This is a genomic window from Klebsiella sp. Q2, assembly GCF_009900705.1.
In the GTDB taxonomy this organism is placed as follows: domain Bacteria; phylum Pseudomonadota; class Gammaproteobacteria; order Enterobacterales; family Enterobacteriaceae; genus Klebsiella; species Klebsiella quasipneumoniae.
The window spans coordinates 744,373-770,906 of record NZ_JAAABE010000001.1 but is presented as its reverse complement, the minus strand read 5'-3'; the positions used below and the strand labels follow the sequence as shown (position 1 = coordinate 770,906).

Genomic DNA, 26,534 nt, shown 5'->3' with positions numbered 1-26,534 from the left:
GAATCATTCACCTTGCCGCAAGGCGCGCAGTCAGCACGCCGGCAATGGAAATATGACGGGTATGAATCGCCGAAGTAGTTTTGGCGCATTGCCCGGGACACACACGGCCATGCCGCGTGACAGGCGCAAACGTAAAGGGGAGTGACAGAACGATGGGCGTTATCTGACTCTTATTATTCCCAAACGGCGGCGGGGCAACAGGCAGAAGCTACTCTACCGCGCAATTATACCATCCTGACGCAAAATGTGCTGAAAACATTTTATTGTCCGCCCGGAAATAGCACCCGCGGTACCCAAAATCGCTCGGGCAGACGGTAGCCGCGTAATACTGACAGATAGTCCAGATAATCGCGGCGGGGAATATCCACCGCGCCTAATGATGCGGTATGGTTGTTCAGCACCTGACAGTCAATTAATTTACCGCCGCTCTGCGCAAAGTCCTGGCAAAATACCAGCAGCGCGGTTTTGGAGGCATTTTCCGCCCGGCTGAACATCGACTCGCCGCAAAACAGCGCCCCCTGTGCCACGCCGTACATTCCCCCCACCAGAGTATTCTCCTGCCAGACTTCAATGGAGTGGGCATGCCCCAGCTCATGCAGCTGGTGGTAGGCGCGAACGATGCTGCTGGTTATCCAGGTGCCTTCGTCACGATCGCTGGCGCAGCCCTCTATCACCTCGCCAAAGGCGTGATTGAGCGTGACGCGGTAGGGCGAACGCTGATGAAAGCGCTTCATGCTGCGGCTGAGATGGAACTGTTCCGGCCAGAGCACCGCGCGGGGATCGGGCGACCACCAGAGGATCGGGTCGCCGGGGGAAAACCAGGGAAAAATACCACGCTGATAGGCCATCAGCAGGCGCGCGGGGCTCAGATCGCCGCCGAGCGCCAGCAGGCCGTTAGGTTCACGCAGGGCGCCTTCCGGAGAAGGGAAGGCGATAGAATGCCGGGAGAGCTGAACCAGACGCATTTTAACCTCAATACGCATCAGCAAAAATTAGATAATAGCCTACAGACGCTGTTTAAACTGGAAGTACCGGCCCTGTTTAGCGAGCAGCTCCGCGTGACTACCTTGCTCAATTATCTGGCCGTTGTCCATGACTATTATCTGATTAAAACGCGCCAGGCCTCGCAGGCGGTGGGTGACCATCAGCACGGTTTTCTCGCGTAAGACTTCCGCCAGCAGATGCAGGATCTGGCTTTCGGTGGCCGCATCCAGACCTTCTGTCGGTTCGTCCAGCAGCATCAGCGGCGCATCGTGGAGCAGCGCGCGGGCAATGGCCAGCCGGCGCAGTTCGCCGCCGGAAAGCTGGCGTCCGCCTTCGCCCAGCCAGCCGTTGAGTCCGCCATCTTCCAGCAGTTTTTCCAGGCCTACCTTCTCAAGGGTGGCGCAGAGCAGAGTGTCATCAGCCTCAGGCGCCGCCAGCAGCAGGTTGTCGCGCAGGGTGGCGCTGAACAGGTGCACGCGCTGCGGTACCACGCTCATTGACTGCCGCAGGGTGGCTTCGCTGAGCCCGGACAGCGGCTGATCGTTGAGCAATATTTCACCCTGTGTCGGATCCCATGCGCGGGTGAGTAACTGCAACAGCGTCGACTTTCCGCAGCCGGTTCGGCCAAGAATAGCAATATGTTCCCCGGCGGCAATCTGCAGGGAGATGTTCTCCAGAGCGGGGGAGGGCTGCTGCGGGTAGCGGAAGGTGACCTGCCTGAAATCTAAGGCCACCTGCGCAGGCTTGCAGGCCTCGCCCTCGACGAAGGAGACTTCCGGCTGCTGGTCAGTGATCTGCGAGATCCGCAGCGCGGAGGCGATCACCTGACCTAAATGCTGGAAAGCGCCGGTGACGGGCGCCAGGGCTTCGAAAGCCGCCAGGGCGCAGAAGACGAACAGGGCGATCAGCGCCCCGGGCTGACTGTTGCCGCCGACGCCATCTGAGGCCAGCCAGAGCATGGCCACCACGGCGATACCGCCGATCAACAGCATCAGCGCCTGCGAAAGCGCGGTCAGCTCGGCCTGGCGACGCTGCGCCTCCTGCCAACTGAGCTCGGTCTTTTCCATTTGCGCGCGATAGCGGTCGCTGGCGTTAAACACCATCAGCTCCGCCTGGCCCTGCAGCCAGGCGGTAAGCTGTTGCCGATACTGGCCGCGCAGCTGGGTCATACTCTCTCCGGCCGGTTTACCGGCGCGATAGAACAGCGGCGGCATAACCAGCAGGGTCACCAGCATGATACCGCCGAGCGTTAGCGCGAGGGTGACATCGAGCAGGCTTAATCCGCAGGTCACCACCACAATCACCACCAGCGCGCCGACCAGCGGCGAAATGACCCGCAGGTAGAGATGATCCAGGGTGTCGACGTCGGCTACCACGCGGTTGAGCAGTTCACCCTGGCGAAAGCGCGCCAGCCCCGCCGGAGAGAGGGGGAGTAGTTTGCTGAAGGTGAAGACGCGCAGGTGCTGTAGCACGCGGAAGGTGGCGTCGTGGCTGACCAGACGCTCGAAGTAGCGTCCGGCGGTCCGGATAATCGCTGCGCCGCGGACGCCCGCGGCGGGCAGCATATAGTTAAAACTGTAGATCCCGGCGACGCCCACCACCGCAGAGGCGGAGAGAAACCAGCCGGAGAGCGTCAGCAGGCCGATACTGGCCAGCAGGGTCACAATAGCCAGTACGATGCCGAGCAGCAGCATCCATTTGTGGCGTTTGTACAGTGCCAGATAGGGTAAGAGCGCGCGCATTTAAATCTCCTCCTGACGATGGGCCAGCAGCGCCGAGAAGACTCCGCCGGCGCGGGCCAGCGTGGCGTAGTCGCCTTGTTCGATAATCTGTCCGTCCTGCATCACCCAGACGGCATCCCAGTCCGCCAGTCCCTCAAGCTGATGGGTAACCAGCAGCGTGGTTTGCTGGGTCGAGGCGTGGGTCAATGCCTGCATGACCCGTTGTTCGCTATGGGCGTCGAGGCTGGCGGCGGGTTCATCCAGCAGCAGCAGGCGGCACGGCACCAACAGCGCGCGGGCGACCGCGATACGCTGCGCCTGGCCGACCGACAGACGGCCCGCCTGATCGCCCACGGCGGTATGGATCCCATCCGGCAGCAGAGCGATAAACTCGCTCACCCAGGCCTTGTCCAGCGCCAGTCGAAGCTGGGCATCGCTGGCTTCCGGCCACGCCAGCAGCACATTTTCCCGCAGCGTGGCGGCAGGAAGCTGGGGATTCTGCCCCACCCAGCTTAACAGGCGACGCCAGCGATCGGCGTCCAGCTCTCGCAGCTCCATGCCATTGACCTTCAGCGAACCCTCATAGGGCAAAAAGCCGAGCAGGGTGTTCAGCAGTGAACTTTTCCCTGAGCCGCTCTGCCCCACCAGCACCACCCGCGCGCCTGCAGGCAGTGAAAAGGTCAGCGGCCCGGCGAGGACTTTCCCTTCGGGAGATTTGATCAGCAGATCGCGCGCTTCCACGCCAATCAGATCGTTGTCATTTAAGGTTTTTTCGCCACGCTCCAGCTGGGTCAATGGGGTTTCCATAAACGTTTTCAGACTGTCCGCAGCGCCGACGGCCTGGGCTTTGGCATGGTAGAAGGTGCCCAGGTCACGTAATGGCTGGAAAAACTCCGGGGCGAGGATCAGCGTCAGGAAGCCCGCCATCAGCGTGACGCCCGCGCCATAGTGGCCGAAGTTAAGCTCGCCAAGGTATGAGAAGCCGAAATAAACCGCTACCAGCGCAATGGAGAGCGAGGTGAAAAATTCCAGTACCCCGGAGGAGAGGAACGCCAGGCGCAGGACTTCCATGGTGCGTTGGCGAAAATCCTGCGAGGCGTCGCGAATATTATCCGTTTCGGCCTGACCGCGGTGAAAAATACGCAAGGTTTCCATGCCGCGCAGGCGGTCGAGGAAGTGGCCGCTGAGGCGGGCCAGCGCCTGGAAATTACGCCGGTTGGCATCGGCGGCGCCCATCCCAACCAGGGCCATGAACAAGGGGATCAGCGGCGCAGTGCCGAGGAGGATCAGCGCGGCGGCCCAGTTTATCGGGAAAATAGTGATGACGATCAGCAGCGGCACGCAGGCCGCCAGCGTCATTTGCGGCAGGTAGCGGGCATAATAGTCATGCATATCGTCGATCTGCTCGAGGATAAGCGTAGCCCAGCTGCCAGCCGGTTTGCCCTGGATCCACGCCGGGCCCGCCTGCTGGAGGCGGTCGAGCACCTGGCGGCGAATTTCATAGCGAATATGCTGCCCGGCCTGAAAGCCGACCCGTTCACGCAGCCAGACCACCCAGGCGCGCAGCACAAAGGTCAGCACCAGCAGGGTTAGCGGCAGCAGCAGGGCGGTCGCAGGAATATTCTCCATCACCATCCGATGCAGGATCCGCGCCAGGAACCAGGCCTGCGCCACGATCAGCAGACCGCTCGCCACGCCAAGGAGGCGGGAAATCATCAACCAGCGACGGGAGATAATGCTTTGCTGTTTTAACCAGCGGGTTAACTCTTGTTGACGGGTTTTATTCATTGCGCGCTTTGCAGGTGTCGTTATCGGAATATTGGGCACGGCAATGTTACATCGCGGCAAAAATAAAGGCGACTTTTCGTCGCCTTCTTTACCTTTGTTACTGACTTGTAAAGATTATTTGCAGGCGTCAGCCAGACCGTCGAGGTAACGTTCAGCGTCCAGCGCCGCCATGCAGCCGGTGCCGGCGGAGGTGATTGCCTGACGATAAATATGGTCCATCACATCGCCGGCGGCGAACACGCCCGGGATGCTGGTCTGGGTCGCATTGCCATGGATACCGGACTGCACTTTGATGTAGCCGTTCTCCAGCTCCAGCTGACCTTCAAAGATGGCGGTGTTCGGGCTGTGGCCGATGGCGACAAACAGACCGGCTACTTCCAGGGACTCGACGTTGTCGCTGTTTTTGGTATCGCGCAGACGCAGGCCGCTGACGCCCATCTGGTCGCCGGTCACCTCTTCGAGGGTGCGATCGGTATGCAGCACGATGTTGCCGCTTTCCACTTTGTCCATCAGGCGTTTGATGAGGATTTTTTCCGCACGGAAGGAATCGCGACGGTGGATAAGGTGTACCTCAGAGGCGATGTTTGACAGATACAGAGCCTCTTCAACCGCGGTGTTGCCGCCGCCGATCACCGCCACTTTCTGGTTGCGATAGAAGAATCCGTCACAGGTGGCGCAGGCGGAAACGCCGCGGCCCTTGAAGGCTTCTTCGGAAGGCAGGCCCAGGTAACGGGCGGAAGCGCCGGTGGCGATAATCAACGCGTCACAGGTGTATTCGCCGCTGTCGCCGGTCAGACGGAACGGCCGGTTTTGCAGATCGACGCGGCTGATATGGTCGAAAATAATCTCGGTTTCAAATTTCGTGGCATGCTCGTGCATGCGCTCCATCAGCAGCGGACCGGTCAAATCGTTCGGATCGCCTGGCCAGTTTTCCACTTCCGTCGTGGTGGTCAGCTGACCGCCTTTTTCCATCCCGGTGATCAGCACCGGCTGCAGGTTGGCGCGTGCGGCATAGACCGCCGCGGTGTATCCCGCAGGTCCAGAACCAAGGATAAGCAGTTTACTGTGTTTGGCTGTGCCCATGAGATCCCCATAATAATTGGCATACATTGGGCTGGGATTGTAGGGAATTTGTTGTCGTAAAAAAAGAGCGCAGCGATTTTGTTAACGATGTGTGCAATAGAAGCGGCCGATGAATTGGCGATTTTCCCGGCAAGGAATATAACTATTTCTACTGTTGGCGGGACAATTATAAGACGAAAAAATGAGAATCAACCAGGGTAGATGATGAATATCTGGCATCTTGTACTAAAAATCGATGTTTTGCTTTGACAATCCCCTGTGCTTTTGCGAAAACATTCAAGGAAGAAGAAAAGCAGTATTTGGCGTGCGGCGAATTTTCATGCACGCAAATGCCATTTTTATCCGGGTTAACGAAATCTACGCATGGTGTGGACAGACGCCATGCGTGATGTCGGTGACTGCCGTCAGGCAACGGGCTTCTCACGTACCCCTGGGTTACCCAATGTCGTACGGGTAATAACAGGATGGGCTCTGGCAGTGAAGGCACAGAGCCGGAACAGGAGTAGGGAAGGAATACAGAGAGACAATAATAATGGTAGATAGCAAGAAGCGCCCTGGCAAAGATCTCGACCGCATTGATCGTAACATCCTGAATGAATTGCAAAAAGATGGGCGAATTTCTAACGTCGAGCTTTCTAAACGGGTGGGACTTTCTCCGACGCCTTGCCTTGAGCGTGTGCGTCGTCTTGAAAGACAGGGTTTTATTCAGGGCTATACGGCGCTGCTCAACCCGCATTATCTGGATGCATCACTTCTGGTATTTGTTGAGATTACTCTGAATCGTGGCGCACCGGATGTGTTTGAGCAATTTAACGCCGCAGTGCAAAAACTTGAAGAAATTCAAGAGTGTCATCTGGTTTCCGGTGATTTCGACTATCTGTTGAAAACCCGCGTACCGGATATGTCAGCGTATCGTAAATTACTGGGCGAGACCTTGCTGCGCCTGCCGGGCGTTAACGACACCCGTACCTATGTGGTAATGGAAGAAGTCAAGCAAAGTAATCGTCTGGTTATTAAGACGCGCTAACACGGAACAGGTGCAAACTCGACGTAGTTTGATTACACTCCTGTTAATCCATACAGCAACAGTGCCGGGGAGACCCGGCGCTGTTGTCCGTTTTAGCAGCAGGCAGGAAACAGCCTGATACCTGGAGAGCCTTTCTTGAGCCAGGAATACACCGAAGACAAAGAAGTCAAACTTACCAAACTCAGCAGCGGGCGCCGACTCCTCGAGGCGATGCTCATCCTTTGCTCCCTCTTCGCCATCTGGCTGATGGCGGCATTACTGAGCTTTAACCCCTCGGACCCAAGCTGGTCGCAAACGGCATGGCATGAGCCTATCCATAATTTAGGCGGCGCCCCCGGCGCGTGGCTTGCCGATACCCTCTTTTTCATTTTTGGCGTCATGGCCTACACCATCCCGGTGATCATCATCGGCGGATGCTGGTTTGCCTGGCGGCATCAGGAAAATGACGAATATATTGATTATTTCGCCGTTTCGCTGCGCCTCATCGGTGCGCTAGCCCTGATCCTGACCTCCTGCGGTCTGGCGGCGATTAACGCCGATGATATCTGGTACTTCGCCTCTGGCGGGGTGATTGGCAGCCTGCTCAGCACCACCCTGCAACCGCTGCTGCACAGCAGCGGCGGCACCATCGCGCTGTTGTGCATCTGGGCGGCCGGCCTGACGCTGTTTACCGGCTGGTCGTGGGTCAGCATTGCGGAAAAACTGGGCGGCGGCATCCTGTCCGTACTCACCTTTGCCAGCAATCGTACCCGTCGGGATGATACCTGGGTCGATGAAGGCGAATACGAAGACGACGATGAAGAGTACGACGACGAAGAGGCGGCAACCCCCCAGGAGTCGCGTCGCGCCCGTATCTTGCGCAGCGCACTGGCGCGGCGTAAACGTCTCGCTGAGAAGTTTACCAACCCCATGGGGCGTAAAACCGACGCGGCGCTTTTCTCCGGCAAACGGATGGATGACGGGGAAGAGGCAGTGCAGTACAGCGCCAGCGGTGCGCCTGTTGCCGCCGACGATGTACTGTTTTCCGGCGCCAGCGCCGCGCGTCCCGCCGAGAATGATGTGTTGTTCTCCGGCGCCAGCGCCGCGCGCCCGGGCGATTACGACCCTTACGATCCGTTGCTGAACGGCCAGAGTATCGCTGAGCCGGTGGGCGCAGCGGCGGCGGCCACTGCCGCGCCGCAGCCGTGGGCCGAATCACCGGCTGGTCATCAGGGCGCTGCGCCGGTTTATCAGCCGGAAGCTGGTTACCCGCCGCAGCCCTACCAGCCAGAGCCGGCACCGTATCAGCAGCCTGCTTATGCTCCTCATGCCGGTCAGCCGGCACCGCAGGCGTATCAGCCTGAGCCAGTGCAGTATCAGCAGCCGGTTTACGATCCGTATGCCGGCCAGCCTGCGCCGTATCAGCAGCCGGTTTACGATCCGTATGCCGGTCAGCCTGCGCCGCAGGGGTATCAACCCGAGCCTGTGCCGTATCAGCAGCCGGTTTACGATCCGCATGCCGGTCAGCCGGCACCGCAGGCGTATCAGCCTGAGCCAGTGCAGTATCAGCAGCCGGTTTACGATCCGCATGCCGTCCAGCCTGCGCCGCAGGGGTATCAGCCAGAGCCGGCGCCGTATCAGCAGCCGGTTTACGATCCACATGTTGCTCAGCCTGCGCCGCAGGGGTATCAGCCAGAGCCGGCGCCGTATCAGCAGCCGGTTTACGATCCACATGTTGCTCAGCCTGCGCCGCAGGGCTATCAACCCGAGCCTGCACCCTATCAGCAGCCGGCTTACGATCCGCATGCCGGTCAGCCTGCGCCGCAGGCGTATCAGCCTGAGCCCGCGCCGGTACCTGCCGCGCAGCCAGAGCCTGAGGTCGTGCAGGAAGAAGTGAAACGTCCGCCGCTCTATTATTTCGAGGAAGTGGAAGAGAAGCGGGCGCGCGAACGCGAGCTGCTGGCTTCCTGGTATCAGCCTATTCCGGAGCCGGAAAGTCCGATCGCCACCAAACCGCTGACGCCGCCCGCCTCGCCGTCCAAACCGCCCGTGGAGTCAACCGTAGTTTCTGCGGTGGCGGCAGGAGTGCATCAGGCAACGGCTGCCAGCGGCGGCGCAGCCGCTGCGAAGACGGCGACCGCCGCGGCCGCAGCGACAGCGCCATTGTTCAGCCCGGCCTCCAGCGGACCGCGGGTCCAGGTGAAAGAGGGCATTGGTCCAAAACTACCGCGGCCAAATCGCGTTCGCGTCCCGACGCGTCGGGAACTGGCCTCCTACGGCATCAAGCTACCGTCGCAGCGGGAAGCTGAACAGCGCGCGCGGCAGGCCGAGCGCGACCCCCATTATGATGATGAGCTGCTCTCGGATGAGGAAGCGGATGCTATGGAGCAGGATGAGCTGGCTCGCCAGTTCGCCGCCACTCAACAGCAGCGCTATGGCCATCGCTGGGAAGACGATAACGCGACTGATGACGATGACGCCGATGCCGCGGCGGAAGCGGAGCTGGCGCGCCAGTTTGCCGCCACCCAGCAGCAGCGCTACGCCTCCGAGCAGCCGCCGGGCGCTAATCCGTTCTCGCCGGCGGATTATGAATTCTCGCCGATGAAAACGCTGGTCAATGAGGGTCCGAGCGAGCCGCTGTTTACGCCGACACCGGAAGTACAGCCGCAGCAGCCAGCCCAGCACTATCAACAACCGGCCGCCGCTCCGCAGCAGGGTTATCAACCTGCGCAGCACCAGCCGGTACACCCTCGGCCAGTGCCGCAGCAGCCTTACCAGACTGCGCCGCAGCCCGTGCAGCAGCAACAGCCGGTTGCCCCACAGGGGCACCAGCCTGCCGCGCCTGCGCCGCAGGAGAGCCTGATCCACCCGCTGCTGATGCGCAATGGCGATAGTCGACCGCTGCAAAAGCCGACAACGCCGCTGCCGTCGCTGGATCTGCTCACGCCGCCGCCCAGTGAAGTCGAGCCGGTCGATACCTTTGCTCTTGAGCAGATGGCACGACTGGTGGAAGCGCGACTCGCCGATTTCCGCATTAAAGCGGATGTGGTGAACTACTCGCCGGGGCCGGTGATCACCCGCTTCGAACTGAATCTGGCGCCTGGCGTCAAAGCGGCGCGAATCTCTAACCTGTCACGGGATCTGGCGCGTTCGCTGTCCACGGTCGCCGTGCGCGTGGTGGAAGTGATCCCGGGTAAACCGTATGTCGGGCTTGAGCTGCCGAATAAAAAGCGCCAGACCGTCTACCTGCGTGAAGTGCTCGACAACAGCAAGTTCCGTGATAACCCGTCGCCGCTGACCGTGGTGCTGGGTAAAGACATCGCCGGCGATCCGGTGGTGGCCGATCTGGCGAAAATGCCGCACCTGCTGGTGGCCGGTACCACCGGTTCCGGTAAGTCAGTCGGCGTCAACGCCATGATCCTCAGCATGCTCTACAAAGCGCAGCCGGAAGATGTGCGTTTCATTATGATCGACCCGAAAATGCTCGAGCTGTCGGTCTACGAAGGTATTCCGCATCTGCTGACGGAAGTGGTCACCGACATGAAAGACGCCGCCAATGCGCTGCGCTGGAGCGTCAACGAGATGGAGCGTCGCTACAAGCTAATGTCGGCGCTGGGCGTACGTAATCTGGCGGGCTATAACGAGAAGATTGCTGAAGCGGCACGCATGGGCCGTCCGATCCCGGATCCATACTGGAAGCCAGGCGACAGTATGGACGCCGTGCACCCGGTACTGGAAAAGCTACCGTACATAGTGGTGCTGGTGGACGAATTCGCCGACCTGATGATGACCGTCGGTAAGAAGGTGGAAGAGCTGATCGCTCGCCTGGCGCAGAAAGCGCGTGCGGCGGGGATCCACCTGGTGCTGGCGACGCAGCGTCCGTCGGTGGATGTCATTACCGGTCTGATTAAGGCCAACATTCCGACGCGTATCGCCTTTACCGTGTCGAGTAAAATTGACTCGCGTACCATTCTCGATCAGGGCGGTGCGGAATCGCTGCTGGGGATGGGGGATATGCTCTACTCCGGGCCGAACTCCACCACGCCGGTGCGCGTCCATGGGGCGTTTGTTCGCGACCAGGAAGTCCACGCTGTGGTTCAGGACTGGAAAGCCCGCGGTCGTCCGCAGTATGTTGACGGCATTACCTCCGACAGCGAAAGCGAAGGCGGCGGCGGCGGTTTCGACGGCGGTGAAGAGCTGGATCCACTGTTCGATCAGGCGGTCAGCTTTGTGACCGAGAAGCGTAAAGCGTCGATTTCCGGGGTGCAGCGCCAGTTCCGCATTGGCTATAACCGTGCCGCGCGTATCATCGAACAGATGGAAGCGCAGGGCATTGTCAGCGAGCAGGGCCATAACGGTAACCGCGAAGTACTGGCGCCGCCGCCCTTTGAATGAGTGCAAAGTTGGGTAAATAAGCGCAAAATCAGCCAATTCTTCTGTCCCGCCGCCGTCGGCGGTCCTACATTAGGGGCAGAAGAGGCTCCCGCGTCGGGAGTGACGCACATTAAGGAAGAACAATGAAAAAACTCGCAATCACCTGTGCATTACTGTCTGGTATGGTCGTCAGCCAGGTCTGGGCAGATGCGGCCAGTGACTTAAAAAGCCGTCTTGATAAAGTGAGCAGCTTCCATGCCAGCTTCACGCAAAAAGTCACCGACGGCAGCGGCAACGCCGTGCAGGACGGACAGGGCGACCTGTGGGTAAAACGCCCGAATCTGTTTAACTGGCATATGACCCAGCCGGATGAGAGCGTCCTCGTTTCGGATGGTAAAACCCTGTGGTTCTATAACCCGTTCGTCGAGCAGGCCACGGCGACCTGGCTGAAAGACGCCACCAGCAACACGCCGTTTATGCTGATTGCCCGCAACCAGTCCAGCGACTGGCAGCAGTACAATATCAAACAAAACGGCGATGATTTTGTGCTGACGCCGAAAAGCGGCAGCGGCAACCTGAAGCAGTTCACGATCAACGTTGGTCGGGACGGCACCATCCATCAGTTCAGCGCCGTCGAGCAGGACGATCAGCGCAGCAGCTATCAGCTGAAATCGCAGCAGAACGGCGCCGTCGACGCATCTAAGTTCACCTTTACGCCGCCGAAAGGGGTGACGGTAGACGATCAACGTAAGTAGAGGCGAAAGTGAGCAATCTGTCGCTCGATTTTTCCGACAACGCGTTTCAACCTCTGGCCGCTCGCATGCGGCCAGAAAATTTAGCGCAGTATATTGGCCAGCAGCACCTGCTGGCGCCGGGCAAACCCCTGCCGCGGGCGATCGAAGCCGGGCACCTGCATTCGATGATCCTCTGGGGGCCGCCGGGTACCGGCAAGACTACCCTGGCGGAAGTTATCGCCCGTTATGCCAGCGCCGATGTCGAAAGGATCTCGGCGGTGACCTCCGGGGTGAAAGAGATCCGCGAGGCCATTGAGCGCGCGCGGCAGAATCGCAACGCCGGCCGACGAACGATTCTGTTTGTTGACGAAGTGCATCGCTTCAATAAAAGCCAGCAGGATGCCTTTCTGCCGCATATTGAAGATGGCACTATCACTTTTATTGGCGCGACCACCGAAAACCCTTCCTTTGAGCTTAACTCAGCGCTGCTCTCCCGCGCCCGCGTCTATTTACTGAAATCGCTCACTACCGACGATATCGAGCGGGTGCTTGACCAGGCGATGAACGATAAAACCCGCGGCTACGGCGGCCAGGATATCGTTTTGCCGGATGAGACCCGCAGGGCCATCGCCGAACTGGTAAACGGCGACGCGCGGCGGGCGCTGAATACCCTGGAAATGATGGCCGATATGGCCGAGAGCGATGATGCGGGCAAGCGGGTGCTGAAGGCGGAACTGCTGACCGAGATCGCCGGCGAGCGCAGCGCGCGCTTTGATAATAAAGGCGACCGTTTCTACGATTTGATTTCCGCCCTGCATAAGTCGGTGCGCGGTAGCGCGCCGGACGCGGCGCTTTACTGGTACGCGCGGATCATCACCGCCGGGGGCGATCCGCTGTATGTTGCCCGCCGTTGTCTGGCGATTGCCTCGGAAGACGTCGGCAACGCCGACCCGCGGGCGATGCAGGTGGCCATATCGGCGTGGGACTGCTTCACCCGCGTCGGGCCGGCGGAAGGCGAACGGGCGATAGCCCAGGCTATTGTCTATCTGGCCTGCGCGCCGAAGAGCAATGCGGTCTACACCGCCTTTAAAGCGGCGCTGGCCGATGCGCGAGACCGTCCGGACTATGACGTTCCGGTGCATCTGCGCAATGCGCCGACGAAGCTGATGAAAGAGATGGGCTACGGACAGGAGTATCGCTACGCTCATGACGAACCTAACGCCTACGCCGCCGGCGAGCAGTACTTCCCGCAGGAAATGGCGCAAACGCGCTATTATCACCCGACAAACCGGGGGCTTGAGGGTAAAATTGGCGAAAAGCTCGCCTGGCTTGCTGAACAGGATCAAAATAGCCCGATAAAACGCTACCGCTAATTGAGGCGTTGCGGTAAGGTTATTACACTATTTCCGTGGCCGTAGCCTGCGGCCACTTTTCTTTTTTTAATTCGATAAGCACAGGATAAGCATGCTCGATCCCAATCTGCTGCGTACCGAGCCAGACGCAGTCGCAGAAAAACTGGCACGCCGGGGCTTTAAGCTGGATGTAGATAAACTTCGCGCGCTTGAAGAGCGTCGTAAAGTTCTGCAGGTGCAAACGGAAAACCTGCAGGCGGAGCGCAACTCCCGATCGAAATCCATTGGCCAGGCGAAAGCGCGCGGGGAAGACATCGAGCCATTACGCCTGGAAGTGAACAAACTCGGCGAACAGCTGGATGCCGCAAAATCCGAGCTTGAAGCGCTGCTGGCGGAAATCCGCGATATCGCGCTGGCGATCCCGAATATTCCTCACGATGACGTGCCGGTTGGCCGTGACGAAAACGACAACGTTGAAGTCAGCCGCTGGGGCACGCCGCGCCAGTTCGATTTTGACGTGCGCGATCACGTGACGCTGGGTGAAATGCACGGCGGGCTGGATTTTGCCGCCGCCGTTAAGCTCACCGGTTCGCGCTTCGTGGTGATGAAAGGCCAGCTGGCCCGTCTGCACCGCGCCCTGGCGCAGTTCATGCTGGATCTGCACACTGAACAGCATGGCTATAGCGAAAACTATGTCCCGTACCTGGTAAACCAGGACACCCTGTATGGCACCGGCCAGCTGCCGAAATTCGCCGGCGACCTGTTCCATACTCGTCCGCTGGAAGAAGAGGCTGACAGCAGCAACTACGCGCTGATCCCGACGGCGGAAGTGCCGCTGACCAACCTGGTGCGTGATGAAATTATCGATGAAGACGATCTGCCGATCAAAATGACCGCCCATACGCCGTGCTTCCGTTCCGAAGCGGGTTCTTATGGTCGCGACACCCGCGGTCTGATCCGTATGCACCAGTTCGATAAAGTTGAGATGGTGCAGATTGTCCGTCCGGAAGACTCCATGGCGGCGCTGGAAGAGATGACCGGCCACGCCGAGAAAGTGCTGCAGCTGCTGGGCCTGCCGTACCGTAAGGTCGCGCTGTGCACCGGCGATATGGGCTTCAGCGCCTGCAAAACCTATGACCTCGAAGTGTGGGTCCCGGCGCAGAACACCTACCGTGAGATCTCTTCCTGCTCTAACGTCTGGGATTTCCAGGCGCGTCGTATGCAGGCTCGCTGCCGTAGCAAGTCCGACAAGAAGACCCGTCTCGTTCATACCCTGAATGGTTCTGGCCTGGCGGTTGGTCGTACGCTGGTGGCGCTGATGGAAAACTATCAGCAGGCCGATGGCCGTATCGAGATCCCGGAAATCCTGCGCCCGTATATGCGCGGCCTCGAATATATCGGTTAATTTTTACCATCTCCCTTAAAAGCGCCTGCGGGCGCTTTTTTTACACCCTTATTGATACCGGGCAATAATCCCTTCCGCGAATGCAGTGATACTCCCTTTGGATTAAATCAGCATAAAAAACCAATAATATTTCAAAGCATTATATATATGACTATATAGTGCTTATCAGTTTATTGTGAGCAACCAAAGCGAGTATCCATGAAAATTAAAGCCCCCGATGCTTTACTGGCTGCTGAGGTAAGCCGCCGTGGTCTGATGAAAACCACGGCAATAGGCGGCCTGGCGCTGGCCAGCAACGCACTAACGTTACCCTTTTCCCGTATGGCCCATGCCGCCGACACGCCAGCCCCGGCCAGTGAGAAGGTGGTCTGGAGCGCATGCACCGTCAACTGCGGTAGCCGCTGCCCGCTGCGCATGCACGTGGTGGATGGCGCGATTAAATACGTTGAAACCGATAATACCGGTGACGATAACTATGACGGCCTGCATCAGGTGCGCGCCTGCCTGCGCGGACGTTCTATGCGCCGCCGGGTTTATAACCCCGATCGGCTGAAATACCCCATGAAGCGCGTAGGTAAACGCGGTGAGGGTAAATTCGAGCAAATCAGCTGGGAAGAGGCATTCGATATCATCGCCAGCACGACGCAGCGGCTGATTAAAGATTACGGCAATGAGTCCATCTATCTGAACTACGGCACCGGCACGCTGGGTGGCACGCTGACCCGCTCCTGGCCGCCGGGGAAAACCCTGATTGCCCGTCTGATGAACTGCTGCGGCGGGTATCTCAATCATTACGGCGACTATTCATCCGCGCAGATTGCTGCCGGGTTGAATTACACCTACGGCGGTTGGGCAGATGGCAACAGCCCGTCGGATATTGAAAACAGCCAGCTGGTAGTGCTGTTCGGCAACAACCCCGGGGAAACGCGGATGAGCGGCGGCGGGGTGACCTACTATCTTGAGCAGGCGCGCCAGAAATCCAATGCCAGGATGATCATTATCGATCCGCGCTATACCGACACCGGCGCCGGACGCGAAGATGAATGGATCCCTATTCGCCCAGGCACCGATGCGGCGCTGGTATCGGGTCTGGCGTGGGTGATGATCACCGAGAATCTGGTCGATCAGCCGTTCCTCGATAAATACTGCGTGGGATACGACGAGAAAACGCTGCCCGCCGGTGCGCCAGCCAATGGTCATTACAAAGCTTACATTCTTGGCGAGGGCACTGACGGTATCGCCAAAACGCCGGAGTGGGCCTCGACCATTACCGGTATTCCGCGCGAACGCATTGTTAAACTGGCGCGGGAAATTGCCACCGCTAAACCGGCCTATATCAGCCAGGGCTGGGGACCGCAGCGTCATGCCAACGGCGAAATCGCCACCCGGGCTATCGCGATGCTCGCCATTCTGACCGGTAACGTCGGGATCAACGGCGGCAATAGCGGTGCGCGCGAGGGCTCCTACAGCCTGCCGTTTGAACGTATGCCGACGCTGGAGAATCCGGTTCAGACCAGCATCTCGATGTTTATGTGGACCGATGCGATTGAGCGCGGCCCTGAAATGACCGCCCTGCGCGATGGGGTGCGTGGCAAAGATAAGCTCGATGTGCCGATCAAAATGATCTGGAATTATGCGGGCAACTGCCTGATCAACCAGCACTCTGAGATCAACCGCACCCACGAAATCCTGCAGGACGATAAGAAGTGCGAGATGATTGTGGTCATCGACTGTCATATGACCTCGTCAGCGAAATACGCCGATATTCTGCTGCCGGACTGCACCGCCTCTGAGCAGATGGATTTCGCGCTGGATGCCTCCTGCGGCAACATGTCCTACGTCATCTTTGCCGACCAGGCCATTAAGCCGCGTTTCGAATGTAAAACCATCTATGAGATGACCAGCGAGCTGGCGAAGCGCCTTGGCGTCGAGGAGAAATTTACCGAAGGCCGTACCCAGGAAGGCTGGATGCGCTATCTGTATGAGCAGTCGCGCAAAGCGATTCCCGACCTGCCGGATTTCGACACCTTCCGTCAGCAGGGCATCTATAAGCAGCGCGATCCGCAAGGTCATCATGTGGCCTACAAAGCCCTCCGTGAGGATCCGCAGGCTAATCCGCTGACCACGCCTTCGGGCAAGATCGAAATTTACTCGCAGGATCTGGCGAAAATCGCCGCCACCTGGGAGCTGCCGGAAGGGGATGTTATCGATCCGCTGCCGATATACACCCCGGGCTTCGAAAACTACAACGATCCGCTGACGGCAAAATACCCGCTACAACTGACCGGTTTTCACTATAAATCACGCGTTCACTCAACCTACGGCAACGTTGATGTACTGAAAGCCGCCTGTCGGCAGGAGATGTGGATTAACCCGATCGATGCCCGCCAGCGCGGCATTGCCAACGGCGATCGCATTCGCATCTTCAACGACCGTGGGGAAGTGCATATCGAAGCGAAGGTGACCCCACGCATGATGCCCGGCGTGGTCGCGCTGGGGGAAGGGGCATGGTATAACCCGGACGCCTCGCGTGTGGATCAGGCGGGCAGCATCAACGTGCTGACCACCCAGCGCCCCTCGCCACTGGCGAAGGGAAACCCGTCGCATACCAACCTCGTCCAGGTTGAGAAGCTGTAAGGAGTAACCGATGACAACTCAGTATGGATTTTTTATTGATTCCGCCCGTTGCACCGGTTGCAAGACCTGCGAACTGGCCTGTAAGGACTACAAAAATCTGACCCCGGAGGTCAGCTTCCGCCGCATCTATGAATATGCCGGCGGCGACTGGCAGGAGGATAACGGCGTCTGGAATCAGAACGTGTTCGCCTATTACCTCTCCATCGCCTGTAACCACTGCGAAGATCCGGCCTGCACCAAGGTCTGCCCGAGCGGTGCGATGCACAAGCGCGAAGACGGTTTTGTGGTGGTCAACGAAGAGGTCTGCATTGGCTGCCGTTACTGCCATATGGCCTGTCCGTACGGCGCGCCGCAGTATAACGCCGATAAAGGCCATATGACTAAGTGCGACGGCTGCCACGAGCGCGTCGCCGAAGGGAAAAAGCCGATCTGCGTCGAGTCCTGCCCGCTGCGGGCGCTGGATTTCGGGCCGATTGCCGAACTGCGCGCTAAGCACGGCCAGCTGGCGGCGGTGGCGCCGCTGCCTTCGGCGCACTTTACCCGGCCGAGCATCGTGATCAAACCTAACGCCAATGCCCGGCCGTGTGGCGATACCACCGGTTACCAGGCGAACCCGAAGGAGGTGTGAGATGGGAAACGGATGGCATGAATGGCCGCTGATGATCTTTACGGTCTTCGGCCAGTGCGTCGCGGGCGGCTTCATCGTCCTGGCGCTGACGCTGATGACGGGTAAGCTTCCCCGTGAGCAGGAGCAGCGCGTGGTAGGTAGCATGTTCGGCCTGTGGGTATTGATGGGGGTCGGGTTTATCGCCTCGACAATGCACCTCGGTTCGCCGCTGCGGGCCTTTAATTCGCTCAATCGCGTGGGGGCCTCGTCGCTGAGTAATGAGATAGCCAGCGGGGCGATCTTCTTCGCCATTGGCGGGATTGGCTGGCTGCTGGCCGTGTGCAAAAAGCTGCCTGCCGGACTGCGTAGCCTGTGGCTGGTAGTGACCATGGCGCTGGGGGTGATCTTCGTCTGGATGATGGTGCGGGTCTATAACACCATCGACACGGTGCCGACCTGGTATACCGTCTGGACGCCGCTGAGCTTCTTCCTGACGCTGTTTATCGGCGGCCCGCTGCTGGGCTATCTGCTGCTGCGCGTCGCAGGCGTCGACGGTTGGGCGATGCGCCTGCTGCCGGTGGTCACTTTGCTGGCGCTGCTGGCGAGTATTGTGGTGGTCCTGATGCAGGGGAGTGAACTCGCCACTATCCGCAGCTCAATTCAGCAGGCCTCCGCCCTGGTGCCGGATTATGGGCTGCTTATGGCCTGGCGCGTGGTGCTGCTGGCGCTGGCCCTGGCCTGCTGGTGCGTGCCGCAGATTCGCGGCCGCAAGCCGGCGCTCTCGCTGCTCGGCCTGGCGTTTGTTCTGGTGCTGGCGGGAGAGATGATTGGCCGCGGCGTATTCTATGGTCTGCATATGACCGTCGGGATGGCTATCGCCAGTTAATCAGCGTCATCATGCCGGCGCAGGCGTGCCGGCATGATGAAAACGTGCTGTTGATAGATGAAATTTTTCGACTGAAATTAACGCCGGGATTTATTAATAAATTAAGAAAAACAATAGCGTATTATTTGTTGCCTCACCTTTCCCCCTTCTGTGGATAAAAAACTTCTATCGTGCCCTGCAAAACCGCGTCAGGCCTGATTTCAGGTGGATTGACAATGTTTTTAGCGGTGGCATGATGCGCTCGCGATCTGAACATTCCTCACGGTTTTTACCCATGACCATCTACACCCGGCCAGTGCAAATGCTGCTCTGTGGCCTGCTTTTACTGACCCTGGCGATAGCGGTGCTGAATACGCTCGTCCCGCTGTGGCTCGCCCATGAAAATATGCCAACCTGGCAGGTCGGCATGGTGGGGTCATCTTATTTTACCGGCAACCTGGCCGGTACGTTGCTTGCCGGCTGGGTGATCAAGCGCCTGGGGTTTAACCGCAGCTATTATCTCGCGTCGTTAATCTTTGCCGTCGGCTGCGTAGGGCTGGGGATCACCGTGGGCTTCTGGACGTGGCTGAGCTGGCGGTTTATCGCCGGCGTAGGCTGCGCGATGATTTGGGTGGTAGTGGAAAGCGCGCTGGTCTGCAGCGGCACTTCTCGCAGCCGCGGTCGTCTGCTGGCGGCGTACATGATGGTTTATTACGTTGGTACCGTACTCGGCCAACTGATGGTCAGTAAACTACCCACTGATTTAATGAGCGTCCTGCCGTGGGTGACGGGCCTGGCGCTGGCGGCGATCCTGCCGCTGCTGTTTACCCGCATTATGGGGCAGGCCGAAGAGCCGCATGAAACGGTACGGATCTGGCCGATGCTTAAGCTGCGCCAGGCGCGCCACGGGGTCAATGGCTGTATTATCTCGGGGATTGTCCTCGGTTCGCTGTATGGCCTGATGCCGTTGTGGCTGAACCATCAGGGCGTCAGCGACGCCGGCATTGGCTTCTGGATGGCGGTGATGGTGAGCGCGGGGATCCTCGGCCAATGGCCGGTAGGGCGGCTGGCAGACCGCTACGGTCGCCTGCTGGTGCTGCGGGTGCAGGTTTTTGTGGTGATTCTGGGATGTCTGGCGATGCTCAGCCAGGCGGCAATGGCGCCGGCGCTGTTTGTGCTTGGGGCATCCGGTTTCACGCTGTATCCGGTGGCGATGGCCTGGGCCTGTGAGAAAGTGGAGCACCATCAGCTGGTGGCGATGAACCAGGCGCTGCTGATGAGCTATACCATCGGCAGCCTGCTGGGCCCGACGCTGACGGCGATGCTGATGCAGAACTTCTCGGATAACCTGCTGTTTATCATGATCGCCAGCGTGTCGTTTATCTATCTGCTGACCCTGCTGCGCAAAGCCGGGCATCATCCAACGCCGGTGGCGCACGCCTGATCCTGTAACGCGCAGCGCATGCTGCGCGTCATCCGCTTCAATTACCTAAGCTTGCTGCTGCACAGCCAACCTGCCGCTTTGCATGAGAAACGGCTGGACGGACACGGCTTCCCACGCCGTTGCAGGCCGGCATAGGTGCTTCACCGGCCCGGGTGGGATTAGTACATCACTTTATGACCATACTGCTCAAGGATGCCTTTTACCCGCTCCATGGTCTCTTTCTTCGGCGGATGGACGCCGTCCAGCTTGTATTCTTCGCCCATCGCTACCCATTTGTGTTTGCCCAGCTCATGGTATGGCAGCAGCTCGATTTTTTCGACATTGCCCATATCGCGGGTAAATTCACCCAGGCGGTGCGCGGAGTCATCATCGTCTGACCAGCCCGGAACCACCACGTAGCGGATCCAGACATTGATATTCTTCTTCGCCAGATACTGGGCGAATTCCAGCGTACGATGGTTAGAGACGCCGACCAGGTTCTGGTGAATCTCATCATTCATCTGCTTGAGATCCAGCATCACCAGGTCTGTTACCTCCAGCAGTTCGTCGATAACCGGATCGTAGCGACGGACAAAGCCGTTGGTATCGAGACAGGTATGAATACCTTCTTTCTTACAGGCGCGGAACCAGTCGCGAACAAACTCCGCCTGCAGGATCGCCTCACCGCCCGATGCGGTGACGCCGCCGCCGGAAGCATTCATAAAGTGACGATAGGTCACCACCTCTTTCATGAGCTCTTCAACGGTGATTTCTTTGCCGCCGTGGGTATCCCATGTATCACGGTTATGGCAGTACAGGCAACGCATCAGGCAGCCCTGGAAAAAGGTAATAAAGCGGATGCCCGGGCCATCAACGGTGCCACAGGATTCAAAGGAGTGAATGCGACCAATAACTGACATTGCGGTGTTTTCTCCAGATGTGGCCCATCCGGGGCCGTGTTGGTGCACAGCTCAGCGGCTGTGTCGAGTCTGTTTTGACAGATACCCAAAGTATAGATAACTGGCAAAGCAGGCTAGGGCGGGGATTGCTTGTTAAAAAGGCCCCACTGATGTGGGGCCTTTATTGTACGCTTTTTCAGTCAGACAGGGAATTACATGGTCTGAGTGAAGGTACGGGTAATAACGTCCTGCTGCTGTTCTTTAGTCAGGGAGTTAAAACGTACAGCGTAGCCAGATACGCGGATGGTCAGCTGCGGATATTTTTCCGGGTTTTCCATCGCGTCGAGCAGCATTTCGCGGTTCATCACGTTCACGTTCAGGTGCTGACCACCTTCGATGGACGCTTCGTGGTGGAAGTAACCATCCATCAGACCCGCCAGGTTGGTCTTACGAACTTCGTCATCTTTACCCAGTGCGTTCGGTACGATAGAGAAGGTGTAAGAGATACCATCTTTCGCGTAAGCAAACGGCAGTTTCGCTACGGAGGTCAGAGAGGCAACAGCGCCTTTCTGGTCACGACCGTGCATCGGGTTAGCACCTGGTCCGAACGGCGCGCCAGCGCGACGACCGTCTGGGGTGTTACCGGTTTTCTTACCATATACCACGTTAGAGGTGATGGTCAGAACAGACTGAGTCGGGATCGCGTTGCGGTAGGTGTGCAGTTTCTGAATTTTCTTCATGAAACGTTCAACCAGGTCAACGGCCATGTCATCGACGCGAGCATCGTTGTTACCAAACTGCGGATATTCGCCTTCGATTTCGAAGTCAACAGCCAGACCGTCTTCGTCACGAATCGGTTTAACTTTCGCATATTTGATAGCAGACAGGGAGTCAGCAGCAACGGACAGACCCGCGATACCACACGCCATGGTGCGGATAACGTCACGGTCGTGCAGCGCCATCAGAGAGGCTTCGTAGCTGTACTTGTCGTGCATGTAGTGGATGATGTTCAGCGCAGTGACGTACTGTTTAGCCAGCCAGTCCATGAAGTGATCCATGCGCTCCATGACTTCGTCGAAGTTCAGGACGTCGCCTTTGATCGGTTCAGATTTCGGACCCACCTGCATTTTCAGTTTTTCATCCACGCCGCCGTTGATAGCGTACAGCATGGTTTTCGCGAGGTTGGCGCGAGCACCGAAGAACTGCATTTGCTTACCAACAACCATCGGGCTTACGCAGCATGCGATAGCGTAGTCGTCGTTATTGAAGTCCGGACGCATCAGGTCATCGTTCTCATACTGCAGAGAAGAGGTATCGATGGACACTTTAGCCGCGAATTTCTTGAAGCTCAGCGGCAGTTTTTCAGACCACAGGATAGTGATGTTCGGCTCCGGAGACGGCCCCATGGTGTACAGGGTGTTCAGGAAGCGGAAGCTGTTTTTGGTCACCAGAGTACGGCCGTCAACGCCCATACCGCCGATGGATTCCGTTGCCCAAATCGGGTCGCCGGAGAACAGTTCATCGTATTCCGGCGTACGCAGGAAGCGAACCATACGCAGTTTCATGACCAGGTGGTCAACCATTTCCTGCGCGTCTTGCTCGGTGATTTTACCCGCCTGCAGGTCACGTTCGATGTAGATATCCAGGAAGCTGGAGGTACGACCGAAGGACATTGCCGCGCCGTTCTGAGATTTCACGGCAGCCAGGTAACCGAAGTAGGTCCACTGGATAGCTTCCTGAGCGGTGGTTGCCGGACCGGAGATGTCGTAGCCATATTTAGCCGCCATCTCTTTGATCTGGCCCAGCGCACGGTGCTGTTCAGCAATTTCTTCACGCAGACGGATGGTCGCTTCCAGATCTTCGCCGCTTTCCAGTTTCGCTTGCAGAGAGTTGAACTGGGCGAATTTGTCTTTCATCAGGAAGTCGATACCGTACAGCGCAACGCGACGGTAGTCACCGATGATACGACCACGGCCGTAAGCATCCGGCAGACCGGTCAGTACGCCGGATTTACGGCAGCGCAGGATGTCCGGAGTATAGACGTCGAAAACGCCCTGGTTGTGAGTTTTACGGTACTCGGTGAAGATTTTTTTCAGCATCGGGTCCAGTTCGCGATTGTACGCTTTGCAGGAACCTTCAACCATTTTAATACCACCAAACGGGATGATCGCACGTTTCAGCGGCGCTTCGGTCTGCAGACCAACGATTTTTTCCAGACCTTTCTCGATATAGCCTGCGTCGTGAGAGGTGATGGTGGAAGCCAGGGCAGTGTCAAAATCAACAGGCGCGTGAGTGCGGTTTTCCTGTTTTACACCTTCCATTACGGTGTCCCACAGCTTGGTGGTCGCTTCAGTCGCGCCAGCCAGGAAGGATTCGTCGCCTTCATATGGGGTGTAGTTTTTCTGAATAAAGTCACGGACGTTGACTTCATTCTGCCAGTCACCTTTCGCAAAACCTTCCCAGGCTGTGGCTAACTTTTCATTAAGCTCGGACATGTAACACCTACCTTCTTAAGTGGATTTTTTATTTACTGCCTGAAACAACCCTTAGTGATGGTCGTTGCCACGCAGGTAAATGACCCAGTATGTCAACCCGACCAGCAGACCCCCGCCGATAATGTTCCCGATAGTTACCGGAATCAGGTTATCAGTGATGAAGTTCATAACGGTCAAGTGAGAGAAACTTTCCGGAGTCGAACCGATTGCGGTCCAGAATTCCGGGCTTGCAAAGTTGCGGATTACGATACCCATCGGGATCATAAACATGTTGGCGATGCTGTGCTCAAAGCCGCTGGCAACGAACATCGCTACCGGCAGGACCATGATCATCGCTTTATCCATCAGGCTACGACCGGAATAGCTCATCCATACGGCGAGACAAACCATCAGGTTAGCGAGGATACCCAGGCTCACGGCCTCCACAAAAGTATGGTGCATTTTGTGGTCAGCGGTCTGCAGGACATTGAGCCCCCAACCGCCGTTGGCAGTCATATATTCGCCTGATAACCACATCAGCAGCACAAACAGCAGTGCGCCCACCAGGTTACCAAAATAGACGTTGAGCCAGTTTTTTGCCAGTTGCCCCCAGGTAATTCGACCGCTGGCTTTCGCCACCACGATCAATACCGTAGAGGTAAAGAGGTCAGCGCCGCAGATAACGCACAGAATCAGACCCAGGGAAAAACAGACCCCACCGATAAGCTTGGCAATCCCATAAGGCATCGCGGCAGTGCCGGTGGTCGCGGTGATATAGAATACGAAAGCGATGGAGATGAAAACGCCAGCGGTGATCGCCAGATAAAAGGTCTTCATCGGATGCTTCGTTGCTTTATAGACACCTGCTTCTTCGGCGACTTTCGCCATCGCGGCAGGGAGCAAAAGATCAAAAGGGTTGTCAGCTTTCACACTAACTCTCTCTTTATATAAGTTGGCGGTGAGATACTAACAAAGCATTATAGAAGGGAAATTGATATAGATCATATCTCACCGGAACTATATGCCTTTTTAGTGTGTGGTTTTTGTGATTTATTGAATTAACTGATTGAATATTATGAGGAAAATAAATTTTAAAATTTATAAATTATGTTGAATTTTTTCGTTTTCACGCCATTTCTTGAGTTAATTAATATGGAGTATTTTATTTAAAATTAACGAATGGTAAATGTTATAAGCGCGTTATTTACTATTAATTAACTTTACAACTACAAACTATAGTGGCCACCTCGTCAGGTGAAATCAACGGAGCCACATTGGGCTCCGTTGTTGGCAACCACGATGGCGCGCTTAGGGCTTATTTTGCCCAGAACGCCGCCTTCGCCCGCTGCAGTTTTTCATAAGCCTTCAGTAGCGACTGATGGGCCGGGAAGGCCTGCAGATCGCTGTCGACAGCCTGGAGGCCATAGAACGGCGCTTCCCCGCTCAGCGCCGCGCTGGCGGCTTCGACCGCCTCGGCGCCGTACATACGGATGAAGGCGTTCAGGTATTGCAGCGGCTGACGCTCCTCTTCCTGGCTCAGCAGCAGCAGGGTCTGCAGGCAGCGATAGTAGTTAGCACGTTCGGCGCTGAAGACCGAAGCGTTGAATTCCATGGTCCACTCGGTCCAGATCAGCGCCTGCTCCAGATCGCCGCCGGCCAGGGCCAGCATGGCTTTCAGCTCACCGACGCGCAGGGTATACCAGCCGTTGTCTTTGCCGGTGGCGAGGCCCAGCAGTTCGCGAACGCGGGTGAAATCATCCAGACCCTCATCGTCCATCTGCTCGATCAGCGCCAGGTAATCTTCTTTTTCCCACTCGCTGCCCGGCAGGGACAGAATGGTGTCTCGCAGATGAGCGCCCATGCTGTTGTTCGCCAGCCAAAGATCTTCCGCTGGGTAAATATCCGACATCCCCGGGACGATGATACGGCAGGCGTAAACGCCCAGGTGCTCGTAGTCGGCGATATACACTTCTTTATCTTCGGCCTTGAAGATGGCCATCAGGGTGGCGAACTCTTCTTCTGTGGTGCCGGAGAAGCTCCAGTCCACGAACGGATAGTCGGCATCCTGCTTGAACATATCCCAGGAAATCAGGCCGCTGGAGTCGATAAAGTGGGTTTCGAGGTTAGCGTGCTCGGCGACCTCTTCATCGTCGAAGGTCGGCGGCGTGAAGACGTCGAGATCTTTCAGGCTACGGCCCTGCAGCAGTTCGGTGACCGTACGCTCCAGCGCCACGCCGAAGTCCGGGTGGGCGCCGAAAGAGGCGAAGCAGGTGCCGTTTGCCGGGTTAAACAGCACGACGCAGATAACCGGATACTTGCCGCCCAGCGAGCCATCATAGGCAAAGATCGGGAAACCTTCGGCTTCCAGTTTGGCGATCGACTCCACGACGCCCGGATAGCGCGCCATGACCTCCGCCGGGATCTCCGGCAGGCTGATGCTTTCGGCGATGATGCGATTTTTGATGTGGCGCTCAAAGACTTCGGACAGGCCCTGCACGCGAGCTTCATTACGGGTGTTGCCGGCGGACATGCCGTTGGAGACATACAGGTTGCCGACGATATTCATAGGAATATAGACCGTTTCGCCGTCGGACTGGCGGGTAAAGGGCAGGCCGCACACGCCGCGCTCATCATTACCGGATTGCAGATCCACCAGCATGCTGGCCGTCAGCTGATCGTCCGGATCGTAGAACGCGCGCAGACGAGCATCCAGCAGGCCTTCCGGGACCTCGTCGTCTTCGGTCAGCGGGAACCACTTTTCGTTCGGGTAGTGAACGAACGGGCCATTAGCGATAGTGTCGCCTAACCAGAAGTCAGCGAAAAAATAGTTGGTGGACAGGCGCTCGAAATATTCGCCCAGCGCGGAGGCGAGGGCTGCCTTTTTGGTGGCGCCTTTACCATTAGTAAAGCACAGCGCGCATTCCTTATCGCGAATGTGAACGGACCACACGTGCGGCACCGGGTTCAGCCACGAGGCCTCTTCGATATCAAATCCGAGGTCGAGCAATTTTTGCTGGAAGCGAGCGATGGAATCTTCCAGGGCGGCATCTTTGCCGGGAATAAACGTTTGGGTCATGGCGATCACTTTTGTCGTACGGAAAGCGCGCAATGATACGGCTTTTATCTGACAGGTGCTATCTCCATCATCTGGCTATGCTTAGAGACATCTTTTAATGCTCAGG

At 57.7% G+C, this 26,534-nt stretch carries 17 protein-coding genes; 9 read left to right on the top strand and 8 right to left on the bottom strand.

The features are described from left to right. Positions 1 to 260 precede the first annotated feature (260 nt). The 4 genes from aat to trxB form a co-directional block, all read right to left on the bottom strand. Entirely contained in the window at positions 261 to 965 is a 705-nt protein-coding gene (aat, locus tag GT756_RS03850) for a leucyl/phenylalanyl-tRNA--protein transferase (protein WP_017899435.1), read from the bottom strand. Positions 966 to 1,004: 39 nt separating this feature from the next. Beyond that, positions 1,005 to 2,726 (bottom strand): cysteine/glutathione ABC transporter ATP-binding protein/permease CydC, encoded by a 1,722-nt coding sequence (gene cydC / locus GT756_RS03845; protein ID WP_017899436.1) that lies wholly within the window; start codon positions 2,724 to 2,726, stop codon positions 1,005 to 1,007. Further along, positions 2,727 to 4,493 (bottom strand): cysteine/glutathione ABC transporter permease/ATP-binding protein CydD, encoded by a 1,767-nt coding sequence (gene cydD / locus GT756_RS03840; RefSeq protein ID WP_160124562.1) that lies wholly within the window; start codon positions 4,491 to 4,493, stop codon positions 2,727 to 2,729. It lies immediately after the preceding gene. A 114-nt stretch (positions 4,494 to 4,607) separates the two neighbouring features. Then, positions 4,608 to 5,576 (bottom strand): thioredoxin-disulfide reductase, encoded by a 969-nt coding sequence (trxB, locus tag GT756_RS03835; RefSeq protein ID WP_004201366.1) that lies wholly within the window; start codon positions 5,574 to 5,576, stop codon positions 4,608 to 4,610. Between the two features lie 532 nt (positions 5,577 to 6,108). Here trxB and lrp point away from each other — a divergent pair. The 9 genes from lrp (at position 6,109) to GT756_RS03790 (ending at position 20,000) form a co-directional block, all read left to right on the top strand. Then, on the top strand, positions 6,109 to 6,603 hold the full coding sequence (gene lrp, locus GT756_RS03830) for a leucine-responsive transcriptional regulator Lrp (protein ID WP_000228469.1): 495 nt from the start codon (positions 6,109 to 6,111) through the stop codon (positions 6,601 to 6,603). A 135-nt stretch (positions 6,604 to 6,738) separates the two neighbouring features. Further along, positions 6,739 to 10,977: a DNA translocase FtsK gene (gene ftsK / locus GT756_RS03825; RefSeq protein ID WP_160124561.1), complete on the top strand. Its 4,239-nt coding sequence runs from the start codon at positions 6,739 to 6,741 to the stop codon at positions 10,975 to 10,977. 122 nt (positions 10,978 to 11,099) lie between these two features. Further along, positions 11,100 to 11,711, top strand: coding sequence for an outer membrane lipoprotein chaperone LolA (lolA, locus tag GT756_RS03820; protein ID WP_004201368.1), 612 nt, complete (start codon positions 11,100 to 11,102; stop codon positions 11,709 to 11,711). 8 nt (positions 11,712 to 11,719) lie between these two features. Further along, positions 11,720 to 13,063 carry a replication-associated recombination protein RarA gene (gene rarA / locus GT756_RS03815; RefSeq protein WP_004201370.1) on the top strand — a complete coding sequence of 448 codons (1,344 nt, stop codon included), beginning with the start codon at positions 11,720 to 11,722 and terminating at the stop codon, positions 13,061 to 13,063. A gap of 91 nt (positions 13,064 to 13,154) precedes the next feature. Then, complete coding sequence (gene serS / locus GT756_RS03810) at positions 13,155 to 14,447, top strand: serine--tRNA ligase (RefSeq protein WP_004201371.1); 1,293 nt, start codon at positions 13,155 to 13,157, stop codon at positions 14,445 to 14,447. Between the two features lie 198 nt (positions 14,448 to 14,645). Continuing rightward, positions 14,646 to 17,084 carry a dimethylsulfoxide reductase subunit A gene (dmsA, locus tag GT756_RS03805; RefSeq protein WP_160124560.1) on the top strand — a complete coding sequence of 813 codons (2,439 nt, stop codon included), beginning with the start codon at positions 14,646 to 14,648 and terminating at the stop codon, positions 17,082 to 17,084. Positions 17,085 to 17,094: 10 nt separating this feature from the next. Next, positions 17,095 to 17,712: a DMSO/selenate family reductase complex B subunit gene (locus GT756_RS03800; protein WP_160124559.1), complete on the top strand. Its 618-nt coding sequence runs from the start codon at positions 17,095 to 17,097 to the stop codon at positions 17,710 to 17,712. 1 nt (position 17,713) lies between these two features. Further along, on the top strand, positions 17,714 to 18,577 hold the full coding sequence (locus GT756_RS03795) for a dimethyl sulfoxide reductase anchor subunit family protein (RefSeq protein WP_160124558.1): 864 nt from the start codon (positions 17,714 to 17,716) through the stop codon (positions 18,575 to 18,577). A gap of 274 nt (positions 18,578 to 18,851) precedes the next feature. Beyond that, positions 18,852 to 20,000, top strand: coding sequence for an MFS transporter (locus GT756_RS03790; protein WP_004201378.1), 1,149 nt, complete (start codon positions 18,852 to 18,854; stop codon positions 19,998 to 20,000). Between the two features lie 158 nt (positions 20,001 to 20,158). Here the strand turns inward: GT756_RS03790 and pflA are convergent, their stop codons facing one another. The 4 genes from pflA to ycaO form a co-directional block, all read right to left on the bottom strand. Then, complete coding sequence (gene pflA, locus GT756_RS03785) at positions 20,159 to 20,899, bottom strand: pyruvate formate lyase 1-activating protein (protein WP_002898145.1); 741 nt, start codon at positions 20,897 to 20,899, stop codon at positions 20,159 to 20,161. A 191-nt stretch (positions 20,900 to 21,090) separates the two neighbouring features. Further along, complete coding sequence (gene pflB / locus GT756_RS03780; protein WP_004201379.1) at positions 21,091 to 23,373, bottom strand: formate C-acetyltransferase; 2,283 nt, start codon at positions 23,371 to 23,373, stop codon at positions 21,091 to 21,093. A gap of 51 nt (positions 23,374 to 23,424) precedes the next feature. Then, the gene (gene focA / locus GT756_RS03775) at positions 23,425 to 24,282 is read right to left on the bottom strand and encodes a formate transporter FocA (RefSeq protein ID WP_004201380.1); all 858 of its coding nucleotides are present in this window, start codon (positions 24,280 to 24,282) and stop codon (positions 23,425 to 23,427) included. 385 nt (positions 24,283 to 24,667) lie between these two features. Next, positions 24,668 to 26,428 carry a 30S ribosomal protein S12 methylthiotransferase accessory factor YcaO gene (gene ycaO / locus GT756_RS03770; protein ID WP_023320066.1) on the bottom strand — a complete coding sequence of 587 codons (1,761 nt, stop codon included), beginning with the start codon at positions 26,426 to 26,428 and terminating at the stop codon, positions 24,668 to 24,670. Positions 26,429 to 26,534: the final 106 nt, after the last annotated feature.